Source organism: Streptomyces thermoviolaceus (genome assembly GCF_045209695.1).
Taxonomy (GTDB): domain Bacteria; phylum Actinomycetota; class Actinomycetes; order Streptomycetales; family Streptomycetaceae; genus Streptomyces; species Streptomyces thermoviolaceus.
Genome location: NZ_CP109280.1, coordinates 2,626,691 through 2,644,880, shown reverse-complemented (window position 1 = coordinate 2,644,880; position 18,190 = coordinate 2,626,691). Strand labels below are relative to the sequence as shown.

Sequence of the window (18,190 nt, the reverse complement as noted above, 5' to 3'; positions counted from 1 at the left end):
CCCCGTCCGCCCGGCATCCGTCAGACGTACCGCTCCAGGATCGACGACTCCGCCAGCCGCGACAGGCCCTCGCGGACGCTGCGGGCCCGGGCCTCGCCCACGCCGTCCACCGTCTGCAGGTCGTCCACGCCCGCGGCGAGCAGCTTCTGCAGCCCGCCGAAGTGCTCGACCAGACGGTCGATGATCGCGCCGGGCAGCCGCGGCACCTTGGCCAGCAGCCGGAAGCCGCGCGGGGACACCGCCGTGTCCAGCGCCTCGGGGGAGCCGGTGTAGCCCAGGGCACGGGCGACGGTGGTCAGCTCCAGCAGCTCGGCGTGGGTGAGCTTGTCCAGCTCGGCGAGGGCCTCCTCGACCGTGCGGGAGCGCTTGGCCGTGGGCTCGGGGACGTAGTCCCGCACGACCAGTTCCCGCTCGGGCTCGACGCCGGCGATCAGCTCGTCCAGCTGGAGCGCCAGCAGCCGGCCGTCGGTGCCCAGCTCCACGACGTACTCGGCGATCTCGGTGGCGATACGGCGCACCATCTCCAGGCGCTGCGCGACCGCCGCGACGTCCCGGACGGTGACCAGGTCCTCGATCTCCAGCGCCGACAGCGTGCCCGCGACCTCGTCCAGGCGCAGCTTGTAGCGCTCCAGGGTGGCCAGGGCCTGGTTGGCGCGGGAGAGGATCGCCGCCGAGTCCTCCAGCACCCGGCGCTGGCCGTCGACGTACAGGGCGATCAGGCGCATCGACTGCGAGACGGAGACCACCGGGAAGCCGACCTGCTTGCTCACGCGGTCCGCCGTGCGGTGCCGGGTGCCGGTCTCCTCGGTGGGGATCGTCGGGTCCGGGACGAGCTGCACGCCCGCCCGCAGGATCTTCGACAGGTCCGAGGAGAGCACGATGCCGCCGTCCAGCTTGCACAGCTCCCGCAGCCGCGTCGCCGTGAACTCCACGTCCAGGACGAAGCCGCCGGTGCACATCGCTTCCACGGTCTTGTCCGAGCCGAGCACGATCAGCCCGCCGGTGTTGCCGCGCAGAACCCGCTCCAGGCCGTCCCGCAGCGGGGTGCCGGGCGCCACGGCGCTCAGTGAGGCGCGCATCAGGCTGTCGGCGCCGGAACTCCCGCCGTACTTTCCGGGAGTCGCTGCCCGGTCGTTGGCTGCCACTGCACTCCTCCGCTTTGGATGCTCGTTCGCCTCCGGGGCGCTCCAAGCCGGTGTCGCGAGGCCGACCGTGCTCTCCTGGCGCTCCCTTTTCGCACACTCGGTCATGCGGACGGGCGAGACCAGGGCAAAGTCTACCGGCGCTCCTCCTGCTCCCGCGGGGCCTGTGGACGCCGGGAACGCGGCAGGACCCGCAGCGCCTCCCCGATGTCGGCCACTTCCAGAACCTTCATCCCGGGCGGGATCTTCCCCGGGTCACCCGGCACCAGGGCGTGCGTGAAGCCCAGCCGGTGCGCCTCCGCGAGGCGGCGCTGCACCCCGGTGACCCGCCGGACCTCGCCCGCCAGCCCCACCTCGCCGATCGCGACGAGGTTCTTCGGCAGCGGGGTGTCACTGGCCGCCGACGCCAGCGCGAGAGCGACGGCGAGGTCGGCGGCCGGCTCGGACAGCTTCACACCACCGACCGTCGCCGAGTAGATGTCCCGCTTGCCCAGCGCGCTGATGCGGCCCCGCTGTTCCAGCACCGCCAGCATCATCGACACCCGGGAGGTCTCCAGACCCGACGTCGTACGGCGCGGGGAGGGGATCTGGGAGTCCACGGTGAGCGCCTGCACCTCGGCGACCAACGGGCGGCGGCCCTCCAGGGTGACCGTCAGACAGGTGCCGGGCACGGGCTCGTCCCGGCGGGTGAGGAACAGTCCGCTGGGGTCGGCCAGGCCCGTGATGCCCTCGTCGTGCAGCTCGAAGCAGCCCACCTCGTCGGTGGCTCCGTAGCGGTTCTTCACGCCCCGGACCAGGCGCAGCCGCGCATGCCGGTCGCCCTCGAAGTGGAGCACCACGTCCACCAGGTGCTCCAGCAGGCGCGGGCCCGCGATCGCACCGTCCTTGGTGACATGACCCACCAGCAGCGTGGACATGCCGCGCTCCTTGGAGGCGCGGATGAGGGCGCCCGCCACCTCCCGCACCTGCGCCATGCCGCCGGGTGCGCCGTCGATCTCCGGGGAGGCGACGGTCTGCACCGAGTCCAGGATCAGCAGCGAGGGCTTGACCGCGTCCAGATGGCCGAGGACGGCGGACAGGTCGGTCTCGGCGGCGAGGTACAGGTGGTCGTCGATGGCGCCGATGCGGTCGGCGCGCAGCCGGACCTGGCTCGCGGACTCCTCGCCGGTGACGTACAGCGTGCGGTGCTCGGCGTCGGCGGCCTTCGCGGCGACGTCGAGCAGCAGCGTGGACTTGCCGACGCCCGGCTCGCCCGCGACGAGGACCACGGCACCGGGGACCAGGCCGCCGCCGAGCACCCGGTCCAGCTCGGGCACGCCGGTGGAACGGGCGGTGGCCTGGCGGCCGTCGACCTGTCCGATGGGCAGTGCGGAGGCGGTGACCCGGCCGGGCGCCGTGGTGCGGACCGCGGGCGCGCCGTACTCCTCGACCGTGCCCCAGGCCTGGCACTCGGGGCAGCGGCCGAGCCACTTGGCCGTCTGCCAGCCGCACTCCGTGCAGCGGTAGGACGGCCGGTCCTTGGAGGTCTTGGTGCGCGCAGCCATGGGGGAAACCGTAGCCCCCGGCACCGACACCGCCGCCGGGGGCCGTCGGGGGGCGCCGGCCTGGGCGGGCGTCCGTGGAGCAGGGCGCCGGTGCGGTCGGCCGGCCGGATGCCGGTCCGTCCGTACGTTCGGGTGCGGGTGTGTCCGTTCGGTGTCGCTCCGTCGGCTGCGGAACGTGGTCACCTGCTTGTCCGGCGCTGTCCGTTTACCGGGCAGAAGGCGCCCACTTCTCTCTGCGGGATCGTTTCACCCGTACGGATTAAATTGCCCGAACGGGTGAGAAGCGACGACCCCTCACCCCTACGGTCACACAGGTGACGACCAGCAGTCCGGAGACCTCGACCCGCACGACCGGTGCACGCCGGGCGCACCCCGAGGCGCACGACCGTGCTGCCGTGCACCCGCCGCTGCCCTGTGAGCCGTATCTCGACGGCCTGTTCACCTACTGCCTGTCCGTGCTGTGCGACCACGACGAAGCCGTCACCGCCCTGGCGGACGCCCTGGTCGTGGCCGAGCGGCGCGGCCGGCGCCCCGGACCGGACGCGGCCGGCCGGCGCGCCTGGCTGTACGCGCTGGCCCGCTGGTCCTGCCTGCGCATCCTGGCCGGCCACCGGCGCGGACGCAGGGCCGCGCACCCGGGCCGTCACGGCGGAACGCGGGCCGCCCGGCCCGGCGGCCGTCCCGCAGCCGTGCCCGAGGACGTCCGGCAGCAGCGGCAGGGCGAACTGGCCCGGCTGGCCTGGCCGGAGGCGGCGGGCACCAGCCCCGAGCAGCGCGAGGCGCTCGAACTCGCCGTCCGCCACCAGCTCACCGCCGCGGAGGTCGCCGCCGTCCTCGGCCGGCATCCCGTGGCCACCCGGGAGCTGCTCGCCTCCGCGGCGTGCGAGGTGGAGCGCACCCGCGCCGCGCTCGTCGTCGCCGAGGCCGGCGGCTGCCCGGGCACCACCGCGCTCACCGGTGACCGTCCTGTCGTGCTCACCCCTGCCCTGCGGAACGAACTCGTCCGCCATGTCGACGACTGCCCGCGCTGCCGCCGCAGCGCTCAGCGCGCCGTCCCCGGCCGCTGGCCCGGTTCCTCGGTCACCCCGGCCGAACTGCCCGTGCTCCGCGCGCCCCGCGCGGACCTGCGCGCCGCTCTGACGCGTCACCCGCGGCCGTGGACCGGCGGCCCGCGTTTCGACCGGCGCGGCTTCCCGATGGACCCCGGACACCGGGCCGCGCGCCGGGCACGGCTGCGCACCCGTGCCGTCACCACGGCCGTCGTCGCCACCGTGGTCACCGCCCCCGCGCTCGCCCTGTGGGCCGCTCACCGCTCCGGCCCGGCGGGCCGGGAACAGGACGGTGTGCCGGCCACCGCCCGCGAGGCGCCCAGCCCCGGGGTGCCGGCCGGGGAAGGGACCGACGGCCGGCGGAACGCCGGCCCCGGCACCGGCGGCGACACCGCGCGTGCCTCCGCGGACAGCGGGCCGGTCACCGCCGGCGAGGTGTCCGTGCAGGTCAGTGACGCCGACGAGGCCGGCCGTGGCGGCGGACGGCTCACCGTCGTCGCCACCGGCAGCGGCGACACCACGCTCGTCACCCTGACCGCCTCCGGGCCGGACCCCGTCCACTGGTCGGTGACCACCGGTGTCGCATGGCTGTACCCGAACCGCTCGTCGGGAACCCTCCAGCCGGGCGCCTCGACGACCGTCCGCATCCACGTCGACCCGCTGCGCGAACCCGCCGGCCGCTGGCGCGCCCAGGTGACCGTCGGCCCGGTGGGCGCCGTGATCACCATCAGCGGTCACGGCCCGGTACCCGCCCCCTCCACACCGACGCACCGGGTCACCCCGCCCGCCGGCACGCGCCCGCACCCCTCGGTGTCCCCGCGGCCCACGCACACCCCCGCCGACCCGCCGGGCGGTGGAACCCCCGGTGACGGCACCACGCCGCCGCCCGACCCCACACCGTCGTCCGGCACCGGCGGCGGCACCTCCGGGCCGCCGGGCGACGACGGCGCGGGACCGGGCGGTGCCACGGCCGGTCCGTGACCGGCGCCGGACGTCGGCCCCGGTGCCGGACGACGGCGTCCGTCACCGGTCACGGCGCACCGGAGGAGCAGGGTCCGGCGTCCGACGGGGTCGGACACCGGGCAGGTGAGGCTCAGGTCGGGCCGGGCCCGCCAGGCCCGCCAGGCCTGCCAGACCCGGTCGGATCCGGCCGGGTCCGGATCATGAGGGGCCGGGCCGGGCCAGGTCCGGAGTCAGGTGTGTCAGGCCGTATCAGGTCGTATCAGGTCGTGTCACGCCGGGTCCGCCGGGTGCGGTGCCAGCAGCGGCTGCGCGGCCAGCCGCTCCTCGCACAGCTCGACCAGGCGGTCGTAGCCGGCCTTGCCCATCAGCTCGGTCAGTTCGGCCCGGTAGGAGACGTACACCGGCTCACCCGCGCCGTGCGCCGACTTCGCCGAGGTGCACCACCAGTGCAGGTCGTGGCCGCCCGGGCCCCAGCCGCGCCGGTCGTACTCGCCGATCGACACCTGCAGCACCCGGGTGTCGTCGGGCCGGTCGATCCACTCGAAGGTGCGCCGGATCGGCAGCTGCCAACACACGTCCGGCTTGGTCTCCAGCGGCTCCCGGCCCTCCTTGAGCGCCAGGATGTGCAGCGAGCAGCCCATGCCGCCGGGGAAGCCGGGCCGGTTCTGGAAGATGCACGACCCCTTGTACGGGCGGGTCTGCCGGGATCCCTCCTCGTCCTCGGTCACCCAGCCGTTCGCGGTGCCCTCGGCGTGGTTCTCCCAGATGTCCGGGGTGAGCCGGGCCACGTGCTCGGCGACCCGCCGCTCGTCGTCCTCGTCGGAGAAGTGGGCGCCCAGCGTGCAGCAGCCGTCCGTGGCACGGCCGGCCTGGATGCCCTGGCATCCGCTGCCGAAGATGCAGTTCCAGCGGGAGGTCAGCCAGGTCAGGTCGCAGCGGAAGACCTGCTCCTCGTCCGCCGGGTCCACGAACTCCACCCACGCGCGCGGAAAGTCGAGGCCCTGCTCGTCGGGCTCCTCGGCCTGCGGTGCCCGTTGCGGCCCTGGCCCCGGGGACGACGTCACGGCCGGCACGGCACCGGTGGATTCGCCAGGTGCGCCGGAATCGCCGGTAATGTCGGCATTCGCCTTTTTCGTCTTTGGCACGCGTCCAGGGTAAGACGCCCACCGGTCCGGCCGGGACCGCTCGAAGCCGCCGCCGACGGCCCGACACGCGCGGCAGCCGCGGGAGGGCGCCCCGGCCGCCCGCGCCCGCACCTTTCCCGTCACTCCCGCGCCCGCGCCCGTCATGACGAACGCCACACCTGATGGGACACGCCCCGCAGCCGCCCGTGGCACCTCGTAACCTGTCCTCGTGGTGCAACCCGTCGTGCGAGTCCCGGAAGCGAAGGTCGCCCTGTCCACGGCCTCGGTGTATCCGGAGTCGACGGCAGCGGCCTTCGAGATCGCCGCGCGCCTCGGCTACGACGGGGTCGAGGTCATGGTGTGGACCGACCCGGTCAGCCAGGACATCGACGCGCTGCGCAGGCTCAGCGACTACCACGGCATACCGATCCTCGCCGTGCACGCCCCCTGCCTGCTCATCACCCAGCGGGTGTGGACCACCGACCCCTGGACCAAGCTGCAGCGCGCCCGCACCGCCGCGGAGAGGCTCGGCGCGAGCACGGTCGTCGTCCACCCGCCCTTCCGCTGGCAGCGCCAGTACGCCAGGGACTTCGTCACCGGCATCCACCGGATGGCCGACGAGACCGACGTGCGCTTCGCCGTGGAGAACATGTATCCGTGGCGCTACCGCGACCGCGAGATGCTCGCCTACGCCCCCGACTGGGACGTCACCAACGACGACTACCGGCACTTCACCATCGACCTCAGTCACGCGGCCACCGCCCGCACCGACGCGCTGCGGATGCTCGACCGCATGGGCGACCGCCTCGGCCACGTCCACCTCGCCGACGGCAAGGGCTCGGCGAAGGACGAGCACCTGGTGCCCGGCCGCGGCGCCCAGCCCTGCGCGGAAGTCCTCGAACGGCTCGCCGCCTCCGGCTACGACGGCCACATCGTCGTCGAGGTGAACACCCGCCGCGCCATGTCCGGTGCCGAGCGCGAGGCCGACCTCGCCGAGGCCCTGGCCTTCGCCCGCCTCCACCTGGCCGCCCCGGCCGAGATCCCCGGCCGCTGACCCGCCCCGGCCGCGCCGTCTTCCCCCGCTGACCCGCCCCGGCCGCCGTCCTCCCCTGTGGGCGCCCCGGCCGCCCGTCCCGCATCGCGGACAAGTCGTCCCGCCTCCTGGATGACCGGCGTACGCTCGAGGCGTCAGAACTCTCCGAAGGAGCGAGCGACGATGCCCGAGCTGAGGTCCCGCACAGTCACCCACGGCCGCAACATGGCGGGCGCCCGCGCCCTCATGCGTGCCTCCGGTGTACCCGGTGCGGACATCGGCCGGAAGCCCATCGTCGCGATCGCCAACAGCTTCACCGAGTTCGTCCCCGGCCACACCCACCTGCAGCCGGTGGGCCGGATCGTCAGCGACGCGGTGCGCGAGGCGGGCGGCATCCCGCGCGAGTTCAACACCATCGCCGTCGACGACGGCATCGCCATGGGCCACGGCGGCATGCTCTACTCGCTGCCCTCCCGCGACCTGATCGCGGACAGCGTCGAGTACATGGTGCAGGCCCACCGCGCCGACGCGCTGATCTGCATCTCCAACTGCGACAAGATCACCCCGGGCATGCTCATGGCCGCGCTGCGCCTGAACATCCCGACGATCTTCGTCTCCGGCGGCCCCATGGAGGCCGGCCGCGCCACCCTGGTCGACGGCACGGTCCGCACCCTGGACCTGATCGACGCCATGTCGGAGGCCGCCAACAGCTCCGTCTCCGACGAGGACATCCTCCGCATCGAGGAGAACGCCTGCCCGACCTGCGGCTCCTGCTCCGGCATGTTCACCGCCAACTCGATGAACTGCCTGACCGAGGCGATCGGCCTGGCCCTGCCCGGCAACGGCTCCGTCCTGGCCACCCACACCGCCCGCCGCGCCCTGTACGAGAACGCGGCCCGCACGGTCATGGACCTCACCCGCCGCTATTACGAGCAGGACGACGACTCCGTCCTGCCCCGCAGCATCGCCACCTTCCAGGCGTTCGAGAACGCGATGGCCCTGGACATCGCGATGGGCGGCTCCACCAACACGATCCTGCACCTGCTGGCCGCCGCCCAGGAGGCCGGCGTCCCCTTCGGCCTGGAGCAGATCGACCAGCTCTCCCGCCGCGTCCCCTGCCTGGCGAAGGTCGCGCCGAACGTCGCCAAGGACCGCACCTACTACATGGAGGACGTGCACCGGGCCGGCGGCATCCCCGCCCTGCTCGGCGAGCTGCACCGGGCCGGCCTGCTCAACGAGGACGTCCACGCGGTGCACAGCCCGTCCCTCGCCGACTGGCTCAAGACCTGGGACGTGCGCGGCGGTTCCCCGTCCCCCGAGGCCGTCGAACTGTGGCACGCCGCTCCCGGCTGCGTGCGCTCCGCCGAGGCCTTCTCCCAGTCCGAACGCTGGGAGGCCCTGGACACCGATGCGGTCAACGGCTGCATCCGCAGCGTCGCCCACGCCTACTCCACCGACGGCGGCCTGGCGGTGCTCAAGGGCAACCTGGCCGTGGACGGCTGCGTGGTGAAGACCGCCGGCGTCGACGAGTCCATCTGGACCTTCGAGGGCCCCGCGGTCGTCTGCGAGTCCCAGGAGGAGGCCGTTCAGAAGATCCTGACCCAGCAGGTCACGGAGGGCGACGTCGTCGTCATCCGCTACGAGGGCCCCAAGGGCGGCCCCGGCATGCAGGAGATGCTGTACCCGACCTCGTACCTCAAGGGCCGCGGCCTGGGCAAGGCCTGCGCTCTGATCACCGACGGCCGCTTCTCCGGCGGCACCTCCGGCCTGTCCATCGGCCACATCTCCCCGGAGGCGGCCTCCGGCGGCACCATCGCGCTCGTCGAGGACGGCGACCGGATCCGCATCGACATCCCCAACCGTTCCATCGAACTGCTGGTGGACGAGGCGGAACTGGCCCGTCGCGAGCAGGCGTTGAACGGCACCTGGGCCCCGAAGAACCGCGACCGCGAGGTCTCCCTGGCCCTGCGCGCCTACGCGGCGATGGCCACCAGCGCCGACAAGGGCGCGGTGCGGGACGTGACGAAGCTGAGCTGAACCGGGCAGAACCCGGGCCGGACCCGCGGGTCCGCCGCCCGGCCGAGACCACCGAAGGGCCGCTGCCGAGGGGCGGCCCTTCGGCATGTCACCACGCCGACGGGTACGTCACCACGCCGACGGGTCCCGTGCGTCCACGGCGAAGACGGTGCCGTCCGGCGCGCCCGCGAAGACACGGCCGTCGGCCGCCACCGGCGCGGCCAGCGTGCCCGGCCTGCCGCCGATCCGCGGCCGGGTCTGCCCGGCGAGCCGGCCCGTCCGCGCGTCCACCGCCAGCAGCCGGCCGTCCGCGGCGGTCAGATACACGTACCGGCCGTCGCACGCCGGCGCCGAGGCCTTGCTCACGGCCGTCTCCAGCTGCCACAGCGGCCGGCCCGCGGCCATGTCGACGGCCTGCAGGGACCCGCCGTCGCCCAGCAGATGGACGACCGCGCCGCGCACCACGGCCTGCGGGCTCTGCAGCCGCGCCGGCAGCGCCACCCTGCGCACCGCCCCCGACCCGCCGCTGTGGCGGACCACCGACGTGGCGTCGCCGTAGACCGGATCGAGGCCCAGCAGGAAGACGTCGCCGTCCTGCACCCCGACGAGCCGCAGGTATCCGGGCAGCGTGACGTCCCGGCGGACCGCTCCCGTCGCCGGGTCGAGCGCGGTGATCCGGGTGTGCTCCCCGTCGGCGGAGGAACTGCTCACCCAGGCCAGGCCGTCCACGGGGAACGAGGCGAGAGTCGGCAGGCTGTACCCGGCGATCCGCCGGCTCCACCGCGTCCCGCCCGAGGCGCCGTCCACGCCGGTGACCGTGCCGTCGGCCCCGGCGACCACCAGCGTGCCGCCCACGATGTGCCACCCGCCCTGCGCGGGCAGCTCGAGTTCCGGCTGCGGGTGCCCCGAGGCCGCGTCCAGCGCCTGCAGACGCCGGCCGTCCGCGGTGGGCACGTACACCAGGCCGCCCGAGACCACGGGGGTCTCGTCGCCCGCCCCGGCCACCGCACGCCGCCACCGCACGGAACCGTCGGCCGCATCGAGCGCGACGACCTGACCGGACTGCGCACAGAACAGCCCCGCACCCGGAGCGCTGCTGCCCGCGCCGCCGGAGGAACCGCCCCAGGAGCACTGCGGCACCGCCGCCGAGCCGGGCACCGGCTCGACCGCCCACGCCTCGAACGCGGCGGCAGCGGTGTGCGCACCGCCCCCCGACGCCCCGGGCCGCCCCACCCACTGCACCGCCCCGAACCCGCCGGCCACCAGCACACCGACCGCCCCGGCCACCAGCCCGGCACGCAGCCGGAACCGCCTCACGGACGCCCGCCCCCGCTCGCCCGACGCGGCCCCGGACCGCCGCGCCGCCGTATCCTCCTCTTCCTCCTCTTCCTCCTCTTGCTCCTCTTGCTCCGCCCGGAGCCCGTCCCGGTCCCGGTCCGCGTCCCGGTCCCGGTCCGCGTCCGCGCCCTGATCCCCGTCCCGGTCCCGGTCCGCGTCCGCGCCCTGATCCCCGTCCCCGTCCCGGTGCGCGTCTGTGTCCCGCGCCGCCACCGCCGCACGGTCCCCGGCCCGGTCCTCCGCCGGGTTCCGGGACTGCGCTGCCGGGGCAGGGGCGTCCGCCGACGTCACGGCGTCCGGCTCGTCCGGTGTCTGCACCGGCTGTTCCGAAGCCCCCGGTTCGTCCGTGCTGCTCCACCGGTCCCGGGCCTCGGATCCGTCGCGCTCCCGGGCCCCGGGATCGTCCGCGTCCCCGTGCCCGCCGCCTGCTCGGGCACCGGACGAGGACAGCGGCGACGGCTCCCGCGTCCGCTGGGCCGGTATGAAGGCCTGGGTGTCGTACGTGGCCGCCAGTGACCGCAGTGCGCGCATCAGCTCGTCCGGCGTCGGCCGGTCCTCGGGCTCCTTGGCCAGGCACTGCTGCACCAGCGGCGCCAGCTCCTCGGGCACCCCGGTCAGATCCGGTTCGTCGTGCACGACCTGGTAGGCGACGAGATACGGGCTGTCGGAGTCGAACGGCCCCCGCCCGGTCGCCGCGTGCACCAGCACCGAGCCCAGCGCGAAGATGTCGGCGGCCGGCCCGACCTCCCGCGGCCGGCGGAACTGCTCCGGCGCCATGAACGGCGGCGTACCGATCAACTTGCCGGTCTCGGTGCGCAGTTCGCTGTCCTTCGGCCGGGAGATGCCGAAGTCGATGACCTTGGGCCCGTCCTCGGCGAGTAGCACATTGCTCGGCTTGAGATCGCGGTGGACCACACCCACCCGGTGGATGTCGCGCAGCGCCTCGGCCAGCCCCGCCATCAGCCGACGCAGCTGCGCCGGGGCCAGCGGACCATTCCGCTTGACCTGCTCCGACAGGGTCGGACCGGGAATGAACAACGTGGCCATCCACGGCCGTTCGGCGTCCGGATCGGCGTCCACGACCGGCGCGGTGAACGCCCCGCTGACCCGCCGCGCGGCCGCCACCTCCTGCCGGAACCGGCCCCTGAACTCGGGATCCCGCGCGAACTCGGCATGCACCACCTTCACCGCGAGCCGCAGCCCCGAGGTGCTGCGGGCCAGGTGCACAACGCCCATGCCGCCCGAGCCGAGACAGGCCTCCAAGCGGTAGTGCCCGGCATACTCCGGAAGTTCCGCTTCCGCGCCCGGGCCGGCGTTGCGCTGTGGCGTCATGGGACCACCCCCGTGCTGTTCGTCCGCGCGCGCGACGCACGGAGCCTAATCGACGACTCGATGGGGCCCGAGGAGGCTTGCTAGCGTGCGGCCTCGCGCCCGCACACGCGTGTCGCACAGGTACGTGCGAGCCTCGGCGCTCGCACCGGAACGGGGAGGGAAACGCACCATGACCACCGACCACGCCGGCACCACCGGAAACGACGCCGGCCAGGAACCGGCCGCCACCGCAGCGTCCGCGAACACCGCCGCCGCACGCACCTACCCGGTGGCTCCCGGCGTCCGGCTCAACGTCCGCAGCGGCCCCGGCACCGGCTACAGGATCATCCGGGTCCTGCCCGAGGGGATCCACGTCCCGATCAGCTGCCAGGCCCCCGGCACCACGGTCTCCGGCTACTACGGCACCTCCAACATCTGGGACTGCATCGGCAACGGCGAGTACGTCTCCGACGCGTACGTGTACACCGGCAGCGACGGCTACATCGCTCCCCGCTGCAGCTGAGCCCGCCGGAGCCCGCGCACCGTCGGGGGCGATAATCGTCGGGTGAGCGACGACAACGGCACCCCGGACACCCGCGCGGGCTCCGCCGGACCCCGGCCCGAGCCGCTGCGCTTCTTCGGCACGACCTGGGTGCACCACGACCACGGCTACGCGGCCCGGCGCATCGGCGTGGCCGTCGGCTCGCTGCTCGCCGCCGCGGCCGCCTGCTTCGTGCTCGCCGTCGCCTACCAGGGCCTCCAGATCGCGGACTCCGGCCCCTTCGTCACCGGCCTGGTCGTCGTCATGTTCGCGGTGTGCAGCGTGCTGGCCTTCCGGCACACCTGGGAGAGCTTCTCCCGGCGCCCCGACCCCGACCGTCAGGCCTCCCTGCGCGGCCTGCTCGCCATCGGCTTCGTCGGCTCCCTCCTCGCCTACTTCGTCCGCTCCCTCACCGAGGCCCCCGGCGAGACCCTGCACCGCGAGGAGTACCGGCGGGCCGTCGAGCAGCACGAGCGCCGCACCACCCGCCGCTCCGGCAACCCCACGAAGAAGCGCCGCCGCCGCTGACCCGGCGACGGGCCGGCCGATGCGGCCCCCCAACGCCCCGGCACACCCGCACGGCCGCGCGCGATGATGGGCGGCATGACCGCGTCCCTCCCGCCCGCCGCGGAGCCCGATGCCGTGCGCGCACGAGCGCACTCCTTCAACGCCGCAGCCGCCCAGTACGCCGCCAACCGCCCCTCCTACCCGCCCGCCCTGTTCGACGCCATCGAGGAGCTGTCCGGCCGCCCGCTGGCCGGTGCCCGGGTCGTGGACGCCGGTGCCGGCACCGGCATGGCCACCGCACTCCTGCACGAGCGCGGAGCCCGCGTGCTGGCCGTGGAACCCGGCCCCGGCATGGCCGCCCAGTTCCGCCGCACCCACCCGGACATCCCCCTGGTCCGCGGCGACGGCAACGCCCTGCCCCTCGCCGACGCCACCACGGACCTGCTCACCTACGCCCAGGCCTGGCACTGGACCGACACCGCCCGCGCGGTGCCGGAGGCCCTGCGCGTGGTGCGTCCCGGCGGGGCGATCGCCCTGTGGTGGAACACCGACGCCTTCGACATCGAGTGGATCACCGAGTCCCGGCGCCGCACCGCCCGCTTCTTCGGCGTCGACGCCCCTGTCGAGCAGAAGTGGGAGGCCCGCGCGGAACGGGCCGATCCGTCCGGCCGTCTCGCCTTCACCCGCCGCACGATCCGCTGGAGCCGCCGTGTCCCTGTGGACACCCACCTCGCCAACCTCGCCAGCCACTCGCTGCTGCTGACCGCCCCCGAGGACCGCAGGGCCGCGTTCCTCGCCCAGGAGCGCGACCACCTGCTGACGGTGTTCCCCGACGGCGTCGTCGAGGAGACCTACGACGTCCTCCTGCTCGTCGCCCCCAGACCCTGAGCACGACGGCGGCACATCCGGACCGCCCCGGCGCGACACGACCGGCACGCGGCAACGGCGCAGAGTAGGCCCGACGGCGCGCACGACACCACGACGCCCACGACACCACGACGCCCACGACACCCGACGCCTACGACGCACCCGGCCGCGTACGACACCGCGACGCGTCCGCCTGCCGGACAACCGGCCGCCGGGAGGTCCCCCGGTGCAAGGATGAACCCATGAGCCAGAAAGTCGCAGTCCTCGGCACCGGCAAGATCGGCGAAGCCCTGCTCAGCGGGATGATCCGGGCCGGCTGGGCGCCCTCCGACCTCCTGGTCACCGCCCGCCGCCCCGAGCGCGCCGAGGAACTCCGCGCGCGCCACGGCGTCACCCCGGCCAGCAACGCGGAGGCGGCGAAGACCGCCGACACCCTGATCCTCACGGTCAAACCCCAGGACATGGGCACCCTGCTCGGCGAACTCGCCCCGCACGTCCCCGCCGACCGCCTCATCATCAGCGGCGCGGCGGGCATCCCGACCTCCTACTTCGAGGAGCGCCTGGCCCCGGGCACCCCGGTCGTCCGCGTCATGACGAACACCCCCGCCCTCGTCGACGAGGCCATGTCCGTCATCTCCGGCGGCACCCACGCCACCGACGACCACCTCGCCCACGCCGAGGAGATCTTCGGCGCCGTCGGCAAGACCCTCCGCGTCCCCGAGAGCCAGCAGGACGCCTGCACCGCCCTGTCCGGCTCCGGCCCGGCCTACTTCTTCTACCTGGTCGAGGCCATGACCGACGCCGGCATTCTCCTCGGCCTGCCCCGCGACAAGGCCCACGACCTCATCGTGCAGTCCGCGATCGGCGCCGCCGTCATGCTCCGCGACAGCGGCGAGCACCCGGTGAAGCTCCGCGAGAACGTCACCTCGCCCGCCGGCACCACGATCAGTGCCATCCGCGAACTGGAGAACCACGGCGTGCGGGCCGCCCTCATCGCCGCCCTGGAGGCCGCCCGCGACCGCAGCCGCGAACTGGCCTCCGGCAGCAACTGACGCCCCCGCCCGGCCGCCGCCCCGCATCTGGAGCGGCGCGCCGGACGGTACGGTCCCTTCACGCAGGCAGCAGCCCGATCGCCCGGTACGCCGCGTCCACCCGCGGCCGGGCGATCCCCCGGGCCCGCTCCGCGCCCTCACGCAGCACGGCGTCCACCGCACCCGGATCCGCGCACAGCTCCCTGTGCCGCTGCTGCACCGGCCTGAGCATCTCGATCACGGCCTCCGCGGTGTCCTTCTTCAACGCCCCGTACGAGTCGTATCCACCGCTCAGCGCCTCGGGCTCCTCGCCCCGACAGGCGGCAAGGATCTCCAGCAGGTTCGCCACGCCCGGACGACTTCCCCGGTCGTAGACGACGTCCTCCTCGCTGTCGGTCACCGCCCGCATGATCTTCTTGCGGATCACGTCGGGCTCGTCGAGCAGATGGACGACGCCCGGCCCCGCGTCCTGGGACTTGCCCATCTTGGACGTCGGGTCCTGCAGGTTCATCACCCGCGCCGCGACCTTCGGCGCGGTCGCCTTCGGCACCGTGAACGTGTGCCCGTACCGGTGGTTGAACCGCACCGCCAAGTCTCGCGCCAGCTCGACATGCTGCGTCTGGTCGTCGCCCACCGGCACCTCGTCCGTGCCGTAGGCCAGGATGTCGGCGGCCATCAGCACCGGATACGTCAGCAACGACAGCCGTACGCTGCCGCCCCGCGCCCGCTCGCGCGGCGACTTCTCCTTGTACTGGATCATCCGCCGCATCTCGCCGTCCGTGGCCACGCACTCCAGCAGGTAGGACAGCCGAGTGTGCTCGTCCACATGGCTCTGCACGAACACCGTGCACAGCTCGGGGTCGAGGCCGGAGGCCAGCAGCAGCGTGGCCGCCTGCCGGGTGAGCCTGCGCACCCGCGCCGGATCGTGGTGCACGGTCAGGGCGTGCAGGTCCACCACGCAGAACAGCGCATCCGCCCGGTGCTGGTCGATCTCCGCCCACTGCCGCAGGGCACCCAGATAGTTCCCGAGCGTCAGGTGCCCGGTCGGCTTGACCCCGCTGAAGACCCGTGTCATCTCGCTCCTTCCTCAGATGCCGCCGCCCGGCCGGCCACCGCGTCAGGAGGAGCAGAGACGAGAAACGGCCGCCGGGGCGGCGGCCGTCGTCTGCGTACGTGTGGAAGGCGGCCGCCGTCAGGCGGGCCACCACAGCTGGATGCACGTACGCGTCGTCATGCCCGACACGGTACGCCCAGGAAACGGGTGTGCGGAACACCGGAACACCCCTGGCACCGCCAGTTGACACACGTCGACGGCATCCGTAAGGTTCTCCGAGTTGTCCGACGTGAGAGCCGACTCCGGTCGGTCCCCGGACAGCCACTCCGTAAGCACCACCCTCCACACGACCGCAGTCGTTCTGTCCGTCTGTCGTCGTGTCGTCGGCGTGTGCAATCACGGAATGAGCCGGAATCCGCGTGCGTGAAACGCGGCCCCCGATTCGCTCGGGAGCACGGAATCCGCTAAAGTCTCACGACGTCGGAACGGCCGGAAAGGCCGCGAGGACGAACCCCGCTGACCGGGGATCAGCTCGAAAGAGATCTGATAGAGTCAGAAACGCCGGAAAGGGAAACGCGAGAGCGGGAACCTGGAAAGCACCGAGGACATCGGATCGGAAAGATCTGATAGAGTCGGAGACACCGAAGGGAAAACGCCCGGAGGAAAGCCCGAGAGGGTGAGTACGAAGGAAGCGTTCGTTCCTTGAGAACTCAACAGCGTGCCAAAAGTCAACGCCAGATATGTTGATGCCCCGTCTGCCGAAACTTCGGTTTCGGTGACTGGGTTCCTTTGAAAACACAGCGAGGACGCTGTGAACCGGAGGGATTATTCCTTCCTCTGGTTCCGCTCCCGTGTGTGTGAACCGGATCACCGGTAGGCATTCACGGAGAGTTTGATCCTGGCTCAGGACGAACGCTGGCGGCGTGCTTAACACATGCAAGTCGAACGATGAAGCCCCTTCGGGGGTGGATTAGTGGCGAACGGGTGAGTAACACGTGGGCAATCTGCCCTGCACTCTGGGACAAGCCCTGGAAACGGGGTCTAATACCGGATACGACACAGGGAGGCATCTCCTCTGTGTGGAAAGCTCCGGCGGTGCAGGATGAGCCCGCGGCCTATCAGCTTGTTGGTGAGGTAACGGCTCACCAAGGCGACGACGGGTAGCCGGCCTGAGAGGGCGACCGGCCACACTGGGACTGAGACACGGCCCAGACTCCTACGGGAGGCAGCAGTGGGGAATATTGCACAATGGGCGCAAGCCTGATGCAGCGACGCCGCGTGAGGGATGACGGCCTTCGGGTTGTAAACCTCTTTCAGCAGGGAAGAAGCGCAAGTGACGGTACCTGCAGAAGAAGCGCCGGCTAACTACGTGCCAGCAGCCGCGGTAATACGTAGGGCGCAAGCGTTGTCCGGAATTATTGGGCGTAAAGAGCTCGTAGGCGGCTTGTCGCGTCGGTTGTGAAAGCCCGGGGCTTAACTCCGGGTCTGCAGTCGATACGGGCAGGCTAGAGTTCGGTAGGGGAGATCGGAATTCCTGGTGTAGCGGTGAAATGCGCAGATATCAGGAGGAACACCGGTGGCGAAGGCGGATCTCTGGGCCGATACTGACGCTGAGGAGCGAAAGCGTGGGGAGCGAACAGGATTAGATACCCTGGTAGTCCACGCCGTAAACGGTGGGCACTAGGTGTGGGCAGCATTCCACGTTGTCCGTGCCGTAGCTAACGCATTAAGTGCCCCGCCTGGGGAGTACGGCCGCAAGGCTAAAACTCAAAGGAATTGACGGGGGCCCGCACAAGCGGCGGAGCATGTGGCTTAATTCGACGCAACGCGAAGAACCTTACCAAGGCTTGACATACACCGGAAACATCCAGAGATGGGTGCCCCCTTGTGGTCGGTGTACAGGTGGTGCATGGCTGTCGTCAGCTCGTGTCGTGAGATGTTGGGTTAAGTCCCGCAACGAGCGCAACCCTTGTCCCGTGTTGCCAGCAGGCCCTTGTGGTGCTGGGGACTCACGGGAGACCGCCGGGGTCAACTCGGAGGAAGGTGGGGACGACGTCAAGTCATCATGCCCCTTATGTCTTGGGCTGCACACGTGCTACAATGGCCGGTACAAAGAGCTGCGATACCGTGAGGTGGAGCGAATCTCAAAAAGCCGGTCTCAGTTCGGATTGGGGTCTGCAACTCGACCCCATGAAGTCGGAGTCGCTAGTAATCGCAGATCAGCATTGCTGCGGTGAATACGTTCCCGGGCCTTGTACACACCGCCCGTCACGTCACGAAAGTCGGTAACACCCGAAGCCGGTGGCCCAACCCCTTGTGGGAGGGAGCTGTCGAAGGTGGGACTGGCGATTGGGACGAAGTCGTAACAAGGTAGCCGTACCGGAAGGTGCGGCTGGATCACCTCCTTTCTAAGGAGCACTTCTTGGCTGCTTCGGCAGTCCAGAGGCCAGTATGTGAGCGAGTGTCTCGCACTGGTTGCTCATGGGTGGAACGTTGACTATTCGGCATTCGTGGCTTGCTTGCACGGTTAGTACTGCTCTTCGGGGCGTGGAACGCGGGTGTGAGGGCTGGGGATGTCGGGCACGCTGTTGGGTCCTGAGGGAACGAGGTTTTCCTCAGTGCCGGCCCCGGTGAACTCGAACGGTTGTGTTCGGGGTGGTGGGTGGCTGG

Annotated in this window: 12 protein-coding genes and 1 rRNA gene; 8 read left to right on the top strand and 5 right to left on the bottom strand. The window is 72.1% G+C overall.

The genetic code is table 11. The annotated features are described in order from the left end of the window. Positions 1 to 20 precede the first annotated feature (20 nt). Positions 21 to 1,145 (bottom strand): DNA integrity scanning diadenylate cyclase DisA, encoded by a 1,125-nt coding sequence (disA, locus tag OG899_RS11530; RefSeq protein WP_125500091.1) that lies wholly within the window; start codon positions 1,143 to 1,145, stop codon positions 21 to 23. 131 nt (positions 1,146 to 1,276) lie between these two features. Continuing rightward, complete coding sequence (gene radA / locus OG899_RS11525; protein WP_125500092.1) at positions 1,277 to 2,686, bottom strand: DNA repair protein RadA; 1,410 nt, start codon at positions 2,684 to 2,686, stop codon at positions 1,277 to 1,279. 314 nt (positions 2,687 to 3,000) lie between these two features. On the opposite strand from radA, the gene OG899_RS11520 reads away from it, so the two are divergent. After that, a complete protein-coding gene (locus tag OG899_RS11520; RefSeq protein ID WP_189427868.1) occupies positions 3,001 to 4,716 on the top strand; it encodes a hypothetical protein in 1,716 nt (571 codons plus the stop codon). A 251-nt stretch (positions 4,717 to 4,967) separates the two neighbouring features. Here OG899_RS11520 and OG899_RS11515 read toward each other — a convergent pair whose 3' ends face one another. Continuing rightward, positions 4,968 to 5,762: a hypothetical protein gene (locus tag OG899_RS11515; RefSeq protein WP_125500591.1), complete on the bottom strand. Its 795-nt coding sequence runs from the start codon at positions 5,760 to 5,762 to the stop codon at positions 4,968 to 4,970. 289 nt (positions 5,763 to 6,051) lie between these two features. Here OG899_RS11515 and OG899_RS11510 point away from each other — a divergent pair, with 289 nt between their 5' ends. Beyond that, on the top strand, positions 6,052 to 6,876 hold the full coding sequence (locus OG899_RS11510) for a sugar phosphate isomerase/epimerase (RefSeq protein WP_125500592.1): 825 nt from the start codon (positions 6,052 to 6,054) through the stop codon (positions 6,874 to 6,876). 162 nt (positions 6,877 to 7,038) lie between these two features. Beyond that, positions 7,039 to 8,892, top strand: coding sequence for a dihydroxy-acid dehydratase (ilvD, locus tag OG899_RS11505; RefSeq protein WP_125500593.1), 1,854 nt, complete (start codon positions 7,039 to 7,041; stop codon positions 8,890 to 8,892). Positions 8,893 to 9,000: 108 nt separating this feature from the next. Here the strand turns inward: ilvD and OG899_RS11500 are convergent, their stop codons facing one another. After that, positions 9,001 to 11,541, bottom strand: a complete 2,541-nt coding sequence (locus OG899_RS11500; RefSeq protein ID WP_406311014.1) for a protein kinase domain-containing protein — start codon at positions 11,539 to 11,541, stop codon at positions 9,001 to 9,003. Between the two features lie 169 nt (positions 11,542 to 11,710). Between OG899_RS11500 and OG899_RS11495 the strand changes: the two genes are divergently transcribed. The 4 genes from OG899_RS11495 to proC all read left to right on the top strand — a co-directional run bounded on the left by OG899_RS11495 (position 11,711) and on the right by proC (position 14,487). After that, positions 11,711 to 12,043 carry an SH3 domain-containing protein gene (locus tag OG899_RS11495; protein WP_168132457.1) on the top strand — a complete coding sequence of 111 codons (333 nt, stop codon included), beginning with the start codon at positions 11,711 to 11,713 and terminating at the stop codon, positions 12,041 to 12,043. Between the two features lie 42 nt (positions 12,044 to 12,085). Beyond that, positions 12,086 to 12,589, top strand: coding sequence for an EamA/RhaT family transporter (locus OG899_RS11490; protein WP_125500595.1), 504 nt, complete (start codon positions 12,086 to 12,088; stop codon positions 12,587 to 12,589). 75 nt (positions 12,590 to 12,664) lie between these two features. After that, positions 12,665 to 13,456 (top strand): class I SAM-dependent methyltransferase, encoded by a 792-nt coding sequence (locus OG899_RS11485; protein WP_125500596.1) that lies wholly within the window; start codon positions 12,665 to 12,667, stop codon positions 13,454 to 13,456. Positions 13,457 to 13,677: 221 nt separating this feature from the next. Then, positions 13,678 to 14,487: a pyrroline-5-carboxylate reductase gene (proC, locus tag OG899_RS11480; protein ID WP_125500597.1), complete on the top strand. Its 810-nt coding sequence runs from the start codon at positions 13,678 to 13,680 to the stop codon at positions 14,485 to 14,487. Between the two features lie 58 nt (positions 14,488 to 14,545). Here proC and trpS read toward each other — a convergent pair whose 3' ends face one another. Then, the gene (gene trpS, locus OG899_RS11475) at positions 14,546 to 15,541 is read right to left on the bottom strand and encodes a tryptophan--tRNA ligase (protein ID WP_125500598.1); all 996 of its coding nucleotides are present in this window, start codon (positions 15,539 to 15,541) and stop codon (positions 14,546 to 14,548) included. 859 nt (positions 15,542 to 16,400) lie between these two features. On the opposite strand from trpS, the gene OG899_RS11470 reads away from it, so the two are divergent. Then, positions 16,401 to 17,928 (top strand): 16S ribosomal RNA (locus OG899_RS11470). The last annotated feature ends 262 nt before the right edge of the window (positions 17,929 to 18,190 follow it).